Source organism: Bacillus cereus group sp. Bce041 (genome assembly GCF_052646455.1).
This window is the reverse complement of record NZ_JBQXON010000005.1, coordinates 437,389-452,295: the sequence shown is the minus strand read 5'-3', so window position 1 is coordinate 452,295 and position 14,907 is coordinate 437,389. Positions and strand designations below refer to the sequence as shown.

The window sequence follows — 14,907 nt, the reverse complement described above, 5'->3', positions numbered from 1 at the left end:
TCTCAATACTAGGAGGTACCTAATGGTTACAACAGATACAATTCATATGTTAGAAGATAAAATTCAATTTATACATCAAGATGGAAAGGATATTTATTTAGTAGGACCTATCAAATTGCCAATTAATTTATATGGGGAGACTAAAATTTTCCAATGGTATTCTTGGTTACAATGTAGTGAGGTTACAAATAGTGTAGAAGGAATTATCAAAAAACTCTCATCTATTAATTTAGCTGATATGCAGCAATCTAGTGTGCTTGTATATGGTGATTTTGAGAATTCTGAAGATGCCCTAATTCGTATGCATAGTATTTGTCACACCGGTGATATCTTTGGTAGTAAACGTTGTGACTGTGGATTCCAATTAAAGCAGTCTTTACAAATGATTACAGAACATGGTTCAGGTGCTTTATTTTACTTAGCGAATCATGAAGGAAGAGGAATTGGTTTGTTTAGTAAAGCAATGACGTACCTCTTGCAAGAAAATGGGTTAGATACAGTAGAAGCTAATCTGAACCTAGGCTTTGAAGATGATGTTCGAAACTATGATGATACAATTGAAGTATTAAAAGCGCTACGCTCAAAACCTGTAAAACTTATTACAAATAATCCGAAAAAATTAGAAGCGTTACAAAAAGCTGGATTAAATGTTACGAGTCGTGAACCGTTATGGGGTGATATCTCAGAGTTTAATGAGAAATATTTGCAAACGAAGATTCAGCGTTCTGGACATTTTGAAGGGGGACACTTACATGCTTGAGCATGAATTGTATATGAAGCTAGCACTAGAAAATGCCAAGGCTATGAAGGGACAAACGACTCCAAATCCATTGGTTGGATCTGTAATTGTAAATGATAATCGAATTGTAGGGGTCGGAGCACATATGAAGGCCGGAGAACCACATGCCGAAATACATGCGATACGTATGGCTGGAGAACAGGTACGTGGTGCTACAATCTATGTAACTCTTGAACCTTGTTCTCATCATGGTAGAACAGGGCCTTGTGCTGAAGCAATTGTACAAGCAGGAATTAAGAAGGTAGTAGTTGCTACACTTGATCCAAACCCGCTTGTTTCTGGACGTGGAATTAAAATTCTACAAGATGCAGGTATTGAAGTACTTGTAGGAGTGTGTGAAGAAGAATCTAAAAAAATGAATGAAGTCTTTAATAAATATATTTTGACAAAGCGTCCATTTGTAACGATTAAATCAGGAGTTACATTAGACGGTAAAATCGCTACGTCTTCATCGGATAGTAAGTGGATTACATCTACAGAAGCAAGACAAGAAGTACACCAAATACGAAACGAAAATGCGGCTATTTTAGTAGGAGCGAATACTGTTCAAAAGGATAATCCATCATTGACAACGCGTATTCCAAATGGACGAAATCCAATTCGAATAATATTGGACTCGACATTACGCATACCGATGGAAGCTAATGTTGTTACAGATGGAGAAGCTCCTACCTGGATATTTACAACAAGTAATCATGCAGCGAAAAAAAAGATAGCATTAGAAAATGCAGGAGTTAAAGTATTTGTTACTAGCGGAGAAAAGCATATAAACTTACATGAAATGCTTGATGTTTTAGGGCAAAAAGGAGTTTCCTCCCTGCTTATTGAAGGTGGTGGAGAGGTAAATGCTTCGTTTATTGAAAATAAATTGATGGATAAACTTATATTATATGTCGCACCAAAAATTATTGGGGGCAGATTGGCGCCTAGCTTTGTAGAGGGGACTGGTATTACTAAAATGCAAGATGCAATTGAATTTAAGGATGTATCATTTACCCAGGTTGGAAAAGATTATAGATTTATTGGCTATCCAGAATATCGGAAAATATAAGGAGAATAAAACCTACTTATATGTTCCGATAAATGGATTGCAGAAAGGAGCGATGAAGAGTGAAGTTTGGATTTGATATCGATGATACATTAATTGATTTAAGGCAGCATGCTTTTCATTTATATAATAAGAAATTAAACAAAAAAGTAGGATTGGATGTATTTCATTCTTTAAAAACAATTGAAATTCATGAAGCATTTGGCATGACTTCGGAGGAAGGCAGTCATATGTGGAATAGTTTGCTGGATGAGATTTATTATACTTCTTGTTCACCGTTTCCATATGCAGTAGAGACATTACAAGAATTAGAAAAACAGGGACATGAAATATACTATATAACAGCACGGCCTAAAGAACATGGAGAGCAAACAAAAAAATGGTTAATAGAAAAAGGTTTTCCGGTACATGAAGATCGCTTTTTCTATGGAATGAAGGATGAAGAAAAAATACACTTCATACAAGAAATAAAATTAAACTATTTCTTTGATGATAAGCCGGCAGTCTTAGAAACGTTAATAGGAAAACCGATAAATGTGTATGCAAAAACTACTTCTTACAATCAACATCTCAATATCCCGCGGATTACAAGTTGGACGGAGTTAGGAGATATTATAAAGAAAGAAATGTGAGGATTTAACTGGCAAATCAAATAGAGCTAAGAGTATATTGAGTGTTACAATTTTAGAGGAAAGACATAGGTGTTATGTCTTTCCTTATTTTTTAATACTATCGTTTTTATTAGTGTGATGTGCTAGGAGTACTTCTAATAGAGAGGAAATAGAAAATGAGCAATAAGAAAAATATTTTTAAGCTAGTCTTGTATGGTAGTGTAATTTATACATCAATGATGGGTTCCCCTGGTGCCACAATATTTTTGGATATTTTGGATGAGAAGTTCAAGAATTAATAGGGTGTGTTCATAATCATGAATTTTTGGAAAACCAAAATTACAATGTTAGGTTATTTTGAATCAGTAGTGGATGATATGCAAAATTGCATATTACAAAATAAACATCGTAATTTTTGGATTCTTGGTATAAAATACATTACTTAAACTATATATTAGAATGGAGAAAGTGAATTGGAATTATTAAGAAACAGTAAGGTTGGTACAAAACTAAACATATTAATAACTATATCAAGTATTGCATGTATAGTATTATCCCTAATAGGGTTTTGGGGATTAGAAAGAGGGAAAAGTACTTCCTCTAATATGTATGAGGATAATTTACTACCAATTGAGTGGATTGGTATTGTAGAATCTAATTTTTATCATGTTAATATGAACTTTATGGAAATTATGGTATCAAAAGATGAAAAAAGAATGAATGAATTAATAAGAGAAATGGACGGAATTCGTCAGGAAAATGATTATCTTTTAAAGCAGTTTGAGGCTAAAGTTATTTCTACTAAAGAAAAAGAATTATATAACACGTTTTATGAAACATTTAATAAATTAAGAACTCAAATGAAGAAAGCGCAAGAATTAGGGAAATCTAATAATGAGGAAGCATATGCATATTACCTAAAAGAGATTGAACCTAATATGCAAAAATCAATAAAATCAATTCGTGAATTAATTTTATATAATAGTAATAATGCAGAGCTTTTACAGAAGGAAAATAATAATAGTGCTCAAAATACAATGATAATGTTTGTTAGTATTTCGCTTTTAGCAATTTTAATAATTATATTAATTGGATATATTATTAAATTAACTATCCGAAAACCACTTGTGTTACTACAAAATGATATGGAAAAAGTAGCAGCTGGAGATTTAACAACACGTACTCCTTATAAAGCAAATAATGAATTAGGGCATATTGTTCAGTCTTTTAATAGTATGTTAGATAACCTTCAACAATTAATTGCGAATGTTAAGATGACAACACAAGAGGTTATTTCTACTACGGAGGGCGTATTACAAGATACAAATCGAGCGTCTAGTATTTCAAATGAGGTTGTACAGACTGTTTTAGAAGTAAAAACAAAAATAGAAGGACAGGTAACTAGTATTCAGGAGAGCTCATCCTCAATGGAAGAAATTACAACAGGGGTGCAAACTGTAGCTGAATCTTCAGCAGTAGTCGCTGAGGTAGCAGTAACGACTACAGAACGAATAAATATCGGTAGTGAAGTGATAAATCACTCTATTCTTCAAATGAATAGTGTACATGATGTTGTCGAGGAAACATCAAAAGTAATAAATAAACTTGTTACACGTACACAACAGATTGATACAGCTCTCGCTGCAATTACTAATATTGCCGAACAAACGAATCTTCTTGCCTTAAATGCCGCTATTGAAGCGGCACGTGCTGGAGAGAATGGGAAAGGATTTGCAGTGGTTGCCGCAGAAGTTCGAGACTTGGCTGAGCAATCTAAAGAATCTGCAAAGGAAGTGAATCATTTAATAAAATCCATTCAACAAGATACTCAAGATACAGTTAATGTCATGCGAAAAGGCCAACAGAAGGCAGTAGAAGGAAAAGAAGCTGCCCACAAAGCGAATCAAACCTTCTTGTCTATTATGAGAGATATTGATAAGATTACAAGTCAAATTCAAGAAGTATCCGCAGCGACAGAAGAGATGTCTGCTGGTACAGAAGAAGTAAATGCTTCTCTTTCGCTAGTTTCTGAAACTGCAACGGATGTAAAAAAAGAGACTCTTCAAACAGTAAAATCAATTCAATCACAAGCTGTATCAATTGAACAAATATCAATTCAATCTAACAAAATGAAAGAAAAGGTGGAAGAATTAACGGAACTGGTTTCAAAATTTAATATTACAGAATAAGATAATTTATTCAATTACAAATGTAATAACATGTATGAAAACACATGAAGACTTAAGGGGCTTCGTGTGTTTTTTTATTGAATAATGTATGAAATAATATTGGATCATTTCACGGTATTTCAAAAATTTTGGTTTTATATCCATATATGCAAAATTACATATATTTAATGATTGATAATCATGAGCTAATGTAACTATAATAATTACACTAATAAGTAACTTACTGACGACAGTTATAAGTAAAGAAGGAGGGTTTTATTGTATTTTGTATATAAAAAATAGAAAAGGAGATATGTAAATGAAAAGGCTACTTGTTATAGGCATCATGTATACAATGTTTTTCCTCATAGGAAATATACACTTACATGCTGATGAACGAACAAATGTAAAAGAAATTACTAGTTTAGAAGAGCCTACTTGGATATTTCAGGCGGGCATAAGTAAGGGTAAATATCACGATCGACAAGATTTAGGATTTATTTTGCAGAGAAATACACCATTAAAGGTAAGACAAACGAATCCTAATTTTAAAGACAAATTAACATTACGTTTATTGTCTAATGACTCTAAAAATGAAAAATCCATACAAGTAGGAAATGAATGGATTACCATTCAAGGTGATACGCCTTTAGTTCCTTTCATAGATACTCCGTATGGTGAAGAGCACGCTGTACTTGAGTACCAAGTAGGGAATGAAAGTGCTACTAAACCTCTTCCCATTTATAAACAACAAGGAAGTGTATCTCAATTTTTTAGTACATGGGATCAATTTGATGGAGAGTATGCGTTACTTCAAGGGGAGAGTTTTCAATTATTTATACCTAAAAAAGATAAAGAAATAGTAAGGTCTTTAAAAGATTTTCAATCATTGGATGAGTTAATTGCGTATTATGAAAATATTTTTGCGATGTATGATTCAATTATTGGTTTAGATGGTTCAGCGGTTGAGAATAAAAAAAGTCAAAATCGTTATTTTTTAAAAGCAGATATATCCGGTGCTGGCGGTGCCTATTATGGTGCAAATTGGACAGCGAATAGTTCAGATAGTACAAAGATGTGGTTAGATAAACTGAGTTGGGGAACTTTACATGAAATCGCTCACGGATACCAAGCTGGTTTTGATAATCAAGGAATATTTACAGGAGAAGTTTCTAATAATCTATTCGGTGTTCAATATCAATATAGTAAATATGGAAAAAAAGCAGATCAAGTTGGTTGGTTGTTTAATTTCGGGAAAAAGGAAAAAGTAGAACGGAATTTATATAATGCTTTAATGAAAGAAAATAAAAATTATGATGACTTAGATTTACGACAAAAACTTATTCTTTTAACGATGGCGAAACAAAAAGCTGGCGATGAAGCTTTTGCAAAAATGTATCAAGGTTATCGAAAACTAGCTAGTAATGCTGCTTTTAAAAAAGGTGACCATTCTTTACCAGATTTAATGAATCAGTATTATAGCGAGAATGTACAAGTTGATTTTACACCCGTTTTTGAAAGATGGGGCTTTAAGCTTAATCATAAACAAATAGAGATGAATAGGGCGAAAGGTTATCCGGCAGTTACTTCTTTAGCGTATATAGTGCCTGAATTACAATTAGCTAAGGCGAGAGCTCTAGTTGATCCTGATATTCCGATAAACTCTAACTTTGAAATAGTTACGAATCAGCAAATTGCTTCACTTGGGTTAAAAGGGAATTTGCATATCCATTTAAATACAAATGAAATAGATACATTGAAAGGAAGAAAGATTAAATTAAAAGAAGGGAATACAGTTGTTCAAGAAAAAACAATTGAAACAGCAGATATCAATTTACAAGACGTACCAAATGGGGTTTATACGGTTGAAATTTTAGGTGAGAAAATGGATAGAATGTATCATTTCCGTTCGTATTATGCCTATGTAAAGGAAAAGGATAATAGTCTAACGATTGATGTTAACGAAATGAAAGTGAGCAATTTGGTAAATGAAACGATTCAATTCCTAGGATTAGGAGATGATCAGTTTGCCGAATTAAATACAGACTTAGAGCAAAAGCGGGCTGTTTTTACGGTTACTACTAAAACGCCTCATAGCTATTATGCAGATGAAAAATATGCATCAATAGAGGTGTTTAATGAGAAAGGTGAAAAAATTTATACGAAGGAAATGGAAGGGACAAATGTAACGATTGTAAAAGATACTATTCCACTAAAAGAAGGATATAAAATTAAAATCTATCATGATGAAATAAAAAAACGATTAACTAGTAAAGCTACTATTATTAATCCTATGAATAAAACGAATGAATTTATAATGACAAAATGGGGACTGAAAAATACTTATTTAAAAAATAATCCAGAAGAAAATCTTATGAAAAGAATTGATGAAGAAATGGAAGAAATTATAAGTAATCCGGTTTTAAAAGAGATACCAATGCAAAAATTAGAAATGAAAAAGAATGTGTGGATGGCGATAAATATGTTATCAGAACCACAAAAAATAACGTATATAAATAAATATAAAGATAGCTTATATAATGAGTAATTTTTGAGGAATGAAATGAATCTAAAAGTAAAGACGCAATCTATCTATATTATGAGGAATCACAATTCATAAACAGTAGATAAACATAGATAGTTTGAAATATCTATGTTTCCAATTTCGAAAAAACATTTATTTAACTTAATAATAAGATTATAAAGGAGTAAGAATATGAATAATTTCGTAAAGGTAGGTTTAACTACAGGAGTGGTGTTATCGGCGATTATGCCCTATGGAGGAGTGCATGCGGAAACAGAAGATTTAAAAGTGGAAACAAAGGAAGATACGTTCCGAACAGGTAATTTAACAGCACCTTCTCAAAATTCGGCAGAAAATGTAGCAAAGGATGCACTAAAAGGAAAAACAGAACAAGCATTATCATCAAAGCAAGTTAATACGGAATCCAAAGTTAATTATAATGTTACGCAAAGTCGTAAATCTTATGATGGTACTACAATGGTACGTCTTCAACAAACGTATGAAGGACGTGATGTATACGGATATCAACTAACAGCACATATTAATGATGATGGTGTACTTACGAGCGTTTCAGGGGATAGTGCCCAAGATCTACAACAACAGGAAGATTTGAAACAACCTATTACTTTATCAGAAGAGGATGCAAAAAAACAGCTTTTCAACATCTATGGAAATAATCTCACATTTATTGAAGAACCAGAAATTAAACAAGTGGTATATGTAGATGAAAATAAAAATAAAGCTACAAACGCATATCAAATTACTTTTAGTGCATCTACACCTGAATATGTATCTGGTACAGTATTAATTGATGCTTTTGGTGGTAATCTATTAAAAGAACTCGTTCAAAAATTGGGTATACAAGTAGATAGTAGTATTGTCCAATCTGCGACAGCAAATAAATCACAAGATTCTTCAAGATTAACAGGTACAGGAAAAGATGACTTAGGTATTAATCGTACGTTTGGAATTACGCAGCGAAGTGATGGAACGTACATGCTTGCAGATTATTCTCGTGGTAAGGGAATTGAAACATATACTGCTAATTATAAAGATTATAATAATTATAGAAGAAATGTATGGGGTTATCTCGATGATTTAGTAACAAGTAATTCTACAAATTTTACTGATCCTAAAGCAGTTAGTGCTCATTATTTAGCAACGAAAGTATATGATTTTTATCAAGAAAAATATGGCCGTAACAGCTTTGATAATAACGGACAAAAAGTAATTTCTGTCGTTCATGGTTGGAACACAAATGGTACGAATAAAGGAAATCCTAAGCAGTGGTTTAATGCATTTAGTAATGGAGCTATGCTAGTATACGGAGATCCAATTGTTAGAGCATTTGATGTGGCAGGACATGAATTTACACACGCGGTTACAAGAAATGAGTCTGGACTTGAGTATGCAGGAGAAGCTGGTGCAATTAATGAGGCTCTATCTGATATTTTAGGAGTAGCAGTTGAAAAGTATGCTAATAACGGAAAGTTCAATTGGACAATGGGAGAACAATCAGGTCGTATTTTTAGAGATATGAAAAACCCATCATCTATCTCTTCTAGATATCCGGAGGACTATAGACATTATAATAACTTACCTATTGATGCTGACCACGATCATGGTGGTGTACACACGAACTCTAGCATTATTAATAAAGTAGCTTACTTGATTGCTAGTGGTGGAAACCATAATGGAGTAAACGTACATGGCATTGGAGAAGATAAAATGTTTGATATTTTCTATTATGCAAATACGGATGAATTAAATATGACTTCTAACTTTAAAGAATTAAAAGAAGCTTGTATTCGTGTAGCAACGAACTTATATGGTAAAGACTCATTAGAAGTACAAGCTGTCCAACAAGCCTTTAAAGCAGCTTATATTTAATAATATTGCGATGAATTATAAACCCTTTTATTTTAATATAGTGATTAATTTGTGTGTATAGGCAAAAATCTTGTAGAATTTTTCTGCAAGGTTTTTTTAGAATTTTATTTTACAAATGTGTTATATGGTTTTTAGTTAATTAGGATAAAAATAATCCTATAACTGTATGTAAGAATGTGTGATTTTACAACCTTTTCTATGATAAAAAAAGATACTACTTTAGCAAATATAAAGAGTTAGAAATTATAGTTTATAGGGCACTTTTTTGTTCCTATGGAACTTTAAAGTGCGTAATTTTCTTTATCGTTAATATATATCATAATGGTATTTATTAGTTGGTTTTAGCTTTACTCTGCTGTTGATGTGATTTTTTAACATGACAATGATTAGAATCAGAATTATCGAGTAGATCTAAATGATGATAATTTCGATTTTTAATTCCGTACAGAGTCCAATAGCTACATAATTTTCGTTTATACTCTTTCGAAAAAAGGGTGGATCTGCTTATTTTCTGTTAAAGATAAGAGAAGTGAACCACAATATAAACGTAATTATTTATTCCAACGTAAGTCAATCATGTAGCACATGAATTTGGAGGAATCTATATGCATATGCAATTAAAAGGAAAAACAGCACTGGTTACTGGATCTACGGCAGGGATTGGAAAAGCAATTGCCACTTCATTAGTAGCGGAAGGAGCTACTGTACTTATTAATGGACGCCGTGAAGAAAATGTTAATCAAACGATAAACGAAATTCGAGCGCAGTATCCGGATGCTATTCTTCAACCTGTAGTAGCTGATTTAGGAACAGAACAAGGGTGCCAAAATGTGATTGAAAAGTACCCTGAAGTAGACATTCTTATTAACAACTTAGGAATTTTTGAACCTGTAGAATATTTTGATATCCCTGATGAAGATTGGTTTAAATTATTTGAAGTCAATATTATGAGTGGTGTTCGACTTACTCGCTCGTACTTGAAAAAAATGATTGAAAGAAAAGAAGGAAGAGTCATCTTTATTGCTAGCGAAGCAGCTATTATGCCATCTCAAGAAATGGCTCACTATAGTGCGACTAAAACGATGCAACTCTCACTTTCTCGCAGTTTAGCTGAGCTGACGACAGGAACGAATGTGACTGTTAATACTATAATGCCTGGTTCGACTTTAACGGAAGGAGTGGAGACTATGTTAAATAGTCTTTATCCTAATGAGCAATTGACAATAGAAGCAGCTGAGAAGCGATTTATGAAAGAGAATCGACCAACCTCTATTATTCAAAGACTTATTCGACCAGAAGAAATTGCCAATCTTGTCACGTTCTTAAGCAGCCCACTTTCTTCAGCAATTAATGGTTCCGCGTTGCGAATAGACGGGGGATTAGTACGTAGTGTGTTTTAAAAAATTAAAAACAACATAATATTCTGTTGAAGGTAAAGATGGTAAGGCAAATGAGTTGTATTTTATCTATTAATGGAAATATATAAAAAGCAAATTGCGACATGCAAACAGCCGAATTTTCTACTATAAGAAAAATTCGGCTGTTCTTTTTTTACTTGTTGTAAAGGATGGAAAGCTTTTAAGATTGTGGCACGCCTCTTAAGACAAAGATAAGGCGAAGCAATCCCGCTGTTATTTGTATTATTTAGTGAAAGTTACCAAACGTTTTTCAACACTATTTTCCCAATTGCTTTATTTGACTCCAAATATTCATGTGCTTGTGCAACTTCATCAAACGTAAAAAGTTTAGAATCTAGCAATGGTCGAAGGTGTCCTTCTTCTACTATTTGCGTTAGTTTAGTTAAAATTTCCCCGCAAGCGTCACGTTTATCTGTATGTAATATTTTTAACGCCATAAAAGTAACGTGCAGAGAGAGTCCTTTTGCGTGTAAAGGAGAGAGGTCATGGGTTGAACGAGCTGCAATTGTTACGACAGTTCCGTTGACCGCAGCAGCTTCAAAAGAATGATCAAGATTCTTGCCGCCTACTGTATCAAATATAACTTCAAATCCGTTTCCGTTCGTATGTTTTTGTACATATTCTTGAACAGATTCTTCTTTATAATTAATAGCTATGTCGGCTCCTAGACGATGGGCGATGTCTATTTTGCTTTGCTGAGAAGCGGTTGTAAAAACTTTAGTGCCTGCCCATTTAGCTAGTTGAATGGCTACGTGTCCTACGCCACCAGTAGCTCCATGAATGAGAATATTTTGACCAGGTTTAATATTTGCACGATCAAATAAAGATTCCCAAGCTGTAATTGCAACTAATGGTAGAGCAGCAGCTGCTTCCATTGTTAAATTTTTAGGTTTGTGAGCAATTAATCGTGCATCAGCAAGCATAAATTCTGCAAGTGCACCTCCAGTTTCTTTAAAACCTCCGGCACATCCGTATACTTCATCCCCACATTTAAATTTCGAAACACCTTCTCCTACTTCAATAACAATACCAGCTACATCGCCGTGTAATATAGCTGGAAACTCAGGAGCGACTGCTGAAACGGCACCACTACGCATTTTTGTATCGATTGGATTTACACTTGTTGCTTTTACATCGATTAGAACATGACCTGGTAAAAGTTTTGGTTTTGAAACTTCTTCTAATTGAAATACAGATGAACCCCCAAAAGAATGGATAATTTGTGCTTTCATAGTTTATACCTCCTGTTTGTGGTTATAGCATAGCAAAGTACGAAAAATAAGTATAATATTTTGAATTTGGTTAGTAACAATTTTATATAAAGAAAGGGAAAGTACGTGAAATAATGAAACGTATTTGCAAAAGCAACAGTAAAGCTTTTTGAAGAAAGGGTAGATGTTATTTTTGCAGCATGATTTATTATTACTCACTTAGTATAGGTACTTTAAAGTGCCTACATCACTTTAAAGTACGTACTGTTATTCATGTTATGGCCGATTTATAATAACACTCGTAGCACAAAGAAAGTTATAACGATTACAATCGGCAACAATGTGGTGTTGCAGTGTTGCTTATAAATTTTGAGAAGAAATATGAAAAGTATAGGTTTATATGAATGAGGGAAAGTGAGTGAAACACATGGAAAAGTTTGCGAACCATTTTGGATATAATCGTATGTTTGCGAAAGATCAACTTACGTTAGGAGTTCACATTCCGATTGAAAATTATCAGTTTCATGCTCCAACGATGGAAAAACAAGTAGAGTTAGTACAAAAAGCGGAACAATACGGTTTTACAGGTGTATGGCTTCGCGATGTATTGCTGCAAGACCCTGATTTTGGTGATCCTGCAACAGGTCAAATTTACGATATGATGATTTATTTGACGTATTTAGCAAGCAAGACAGAGAAAATCGCATTTGGAACGTCGGCAACAGTGTTGTCACTTCGTCATCCATTGCGTGTAGCAAAAGAAATTGCTACATTAGATCAACTATTTCCAGAAAGAATTATGCTTGGCGTTTCATCCGGTGACAGACGTGCCGATTTCAAAGCGTTAGGTGTTAGTCATGAAACACGAGGTGAAAAGTTTAGAGAAGCATTTGCTTACTTGGAAGAAATTTTGTATAAAAACTTCCCGTCTATCCAGTCGACACTAGGAGAAGTTCATGGTGCGAATTTAGTTCCAAAACCGTCTAAACGTGTTCCAACCTTTATTACAGGTTTTAGTCAGCAAAATATGGAATGGTTTGCTGAACATGGAGATGGATGGATGTATTATCCACGTAGTCCGGTGCATCAGGCGGGAGCAATTGGACAATGGAGAGAACTAGTAGAGGATTATCATCCAGATGTATTCAAACCATTTATACAACCGATGCATTTAGATTTATCTGAAGATCCAAATGAACGTCCTACACCGATACGTTTAGGTTACCGTACAGGGCGTAAGGCACTAATTGAATTACTTGATATATATAAAATTATTGGTGTGAATCATTTATTCCTTGCTCTATTTGATGGTCAACGTCCAGCTGACGAAGTATTGGATGAGCTAGGAGAAGAAGTGCTACCGCATTTCCCAGCCTTGTAAAGGAGTGAAAAGAATGAAAGCAATAGGACTTATGCAATATGGAGATAAAAGTGTACTACAAGAGATTGAAATGCAGACACCGCTATTGGAAGACAACGATGTACTGATTGAAGTATATGCAGCTGGTGTAAATCCTGTGGATTGGAAAATACGTGAGGGTTTACTTCAAGACGTAATTTCTTATGACTTCCCGCTCGTTTTAGGATGGGATGTTGCAGGTGTAGTTGCTGCTATAGGAAAAAACGTAACAGTATGTAAAGTGGGGGATGAAGTATATAGTCGTCCAGATATTGAACGAAATGGTACGTATGCAGAGTACGTGGCAGTAGATGAGAAGTATGTAGCGAAAAAACCGAGAAATCTATCTTTTGAGGAAGCGGCATCAATCCCTCTAGTAGGTTTGACAAGTTGGCAAAGTTTAGTGAAATTCGCTAATGTTCAAAAGGGTAATAAGGTTTTAATTCATGCTGGATCTGGCGGGATAGGTACGTTTGCTATTCAACTAGCAAAAAGCTTCGGTGCACATGTTGCAACTACGACTAGTACGAAAAACATGCAATTTGTAAAGGATCTAGGCGCTGATACTGTCGTCGATTACAAAACGGAAGACTTTTCTTTGCTTTTGCATAATTACAATATTGTATTTGATGTGTTAGGTGGGGATGTACTAAAGAATAGTTATAAAGTACTTGCACCAAATGGAAAGTTAGCGTCTATTTATGGTCCGAAAGGTATGAAAATTCCGCAAACCGAGATATCAAGAGAGAAAAATATTGAGAGTGACCATATATTTACTGAACCTAACGGATATGAACTTTCTCTTATTACAGAATTAATTGAGAGCGGGAAGATTAAACCTGTTGTCACGCATGTGTTGCCTTTACATGTAGAAGGTGTAAAAAAAGCACACCACATAAGTGAGTCAGAACGTGCTCTTGGGAAAATTGTATTGAAGAAACATTGGTAAAGTATGAGGTTTTAGAGACAATATTTTGCTAAGTAGCGAATGAGCTTATATATTCTATTCTAGCAATTGTTTTAAAAGGGAGAGAACAAATGGATTCAATGACATTTCTTTTATTCGGAGCGACAGGGGATTTAGCGAAACGCAAAATTTACCCTGCTTTATATAAACTATTTAGTAATCAAAATATACCACAATCTATTTCGATTATCGGTATTGGCAGAAGGGCAATGTCAGATGTGGAATTTCAAACAAAGGTGGAACAATCCCTTGCTACATTTTCTAGAATATCTTCTGATGACGAATCAGGAGTAGAAGAATTTATTAGCACATTTCGTTATTGTCAATTAGATACAGCGAATATAGTGGGCTATCAAGATTTACTGAGCCTTGTAAAAAAGCGTGAAACAGAATTAAATATTTCTGAAAACCGTATGTTTTATCTATCTGTTGTACCAGAAGTATTTGATGTGATTGCTTTAAATATTAAAGAGAGTGGATTGTGGACTACAAAAGGATTAAACCGTCTTATTATAGAGAAGCCTTTTGATTATAATGTAACGTCTGCTCGCGAGTTTAACCGAAAATTAATTGAAGATTTTGATGAAACTGATATTTATTATATCAATCATTATCTTTGAAAATGAATGGTAACTAGGAATACACTTAGAAAAGTATTACAAAATAAATAGTATTTAATTCAAGACATTTTTATTGACGATAATAATTTATGTGGTTAATATACTAGACATAGGATTACTTAATTACTAAAAGTAATTAGATATAAAATATTTCGTTAAGTTCTATAAATAAGTAAGTTGCAGTAGAAATGCTTTGAATTGCCACTATTAATATTGGGGACAATGAGAGAGCGAAAGGTATAAAAAGAATTG

At 33.7% G+C, this 14,907-nt stretch carries 11 protein-coding genes; 10 read left to right on the top strand and 1 reads right to left on the bottom strand.

Annotated features, from left to right (window positions below; genetic code table 11):
- Positions 1–22: 22 nt before the first annotated feature.
- The 7 genes from ACUN13_RS19090 (at position 23) to ACUN13_RS19060 (ending at position 10,440) form a co-directional block, all read left to right on the top strand.
- Positions 23–760 (top strand): GTP cyclohydrolase II, encoded by a 738-nt coding sequence (locus ACUN13_RS19090; protein WP_000258858.1) that lies wholly within the window; start codon positions 23–25, stop codon positions 758–760.
- Positions 753–1,850, top strand: a complete 1,098-nt coding sequence (gene ribD / locus ACUN13_RS19085) for a bifunctional diaminohydroxyphosphoribosylaminopyrimidine deaminase/5-amino-6-(5-phosphoribosylamino)uracil reductase RibD (protein WP_000889435.1) — start codon at positions 753–755, stop codon at positions 1,848–1,850. Before ACUN13_RS19090 ends, ribD begins: the two co-directional genes overlap by 8 nt.
- Before the next feature lie 59 nt (positions 1,851–1,909).
- On the top strand, positions 1,910–2,479 hold the full coding sequence (locus ACUN13_RS19080; RefSeq protein WP_000668224.1) for a 5' nucleotidase, NT5C type: 570 nt from the start codon (positions 1,910–1,912) through the stop codon (positions 2,477–2,479).
- Between the two features lie 452 nt (positions 2,480–2,931).
- Positions 2,932–4,647 (top strand): methyl-accepting chemotaxis protein, encoded by a 1,716-nt coding sequence (locus tag ACUN13_RS19075; RefSeq protein WP_000422016.1) that lies wholly within the window; start codon positions 2,932–2,934, stop codon positions 4,645–4,647.
- Positions 4,648–4,945: 298 nt separating this feature from the next.
- Entirely contained in the window at positions 4,946–7,174 is a 2,229-nt protein-coding gene (locus ACUN13_RS19070; protein WP_445423906.1) for a putative mucin/carbohydrate-binding domain-containing protein, read from the top strand.
- A 168-nt stretch (positions 7,175–7,342) separates the two neighbouring features.
- On the top strand, positions 7,343–9,040 hold the full coding sequence (locus ACUN13_RS19065; protein WP_445423905.1) for a M4 family metallopeptidase: 1,698 nt from the start codon (positions 7,343–7,345) through the stop codon (positions 9,038–9,040).
- Positions 9,041–9,645: 605 nt separating this feature from the next.
- Complete coding sequence (locus tag ACUN13_RS19060) at positions 9,646–10,440, top strand: SDR family NAD(P)-dependent oxidoreductase (protein ID WP_445423904.1); 795 nt, start codon at positions 9,646–9,648, stop codon at positions 10,438–10,440.
- 254 nt (positions 10,441–10,694) lie between these two features.
- Here the strand turns inward: ACUN13_RS19060 and ACUN13_RS19055 are convergent, their stop codons facing one another.
- On the bottom strand, positions 10,695–11,690 hold the full coding sequence (locus ACUN13_RS19055; protein ID WP_445423903.1) for a zinc-dependent alcohol dehydrogenase family protein: 996 nt from the start codon (positions 11,688–11,690) through the stop codon (positions 10,695–10,697).
- 406 nt (positions 11,691–12,096) lie between these two features.
- On the opposite strand from ACUN13_RS19055, the gene ACUN13_RS19050 reads away from it, so the two are divergent.
- From ACUN13_RS19050 to ACUN13_RS19040, 3 genes are all read left to right on the top strand, one after another.
- Positions 12,097–13,050 carry an LLM class oxidoreductase gene (locus tag ACUN13_RS19050; RefSeq protein ID WP_445423917.1) on the top strand — a complete coding sequence of 318 codons (954 nt, stop codon included), beginning with the start codon at positions 12,097–12,099 and terminating at the stop codon, positions 13,048–13,050.
- A gap of 13 nt (positions 13,051–13,063) precedes the next feature.
- Positions 13,064–14,017 (top strand): NADP-dependent oxidoreductase, encoded by a 954-nt coding sequence (locus tag ACUN13_RS19045; protein WP_000643793.1) that lies wholly within the window; start codon positions 13,064–13,066, stop codon positions 14,015–14,017.
- Between the two features lie 89 nt (positions 14,018–14,106).
- Positions 14,107–14,655, top strand: a complete 549-nt coding sequence (locus tag ACUN13_RS19040) for a glucose-6-phosphate 1-dehydrogenase (RefSeq protein WP_000377932.1) — start codon at positions 14,107–14,109, stop codon at positions 14,653–14,655.
- Positions 14,656–14,907: the final 252 nt, after the last annotated feature.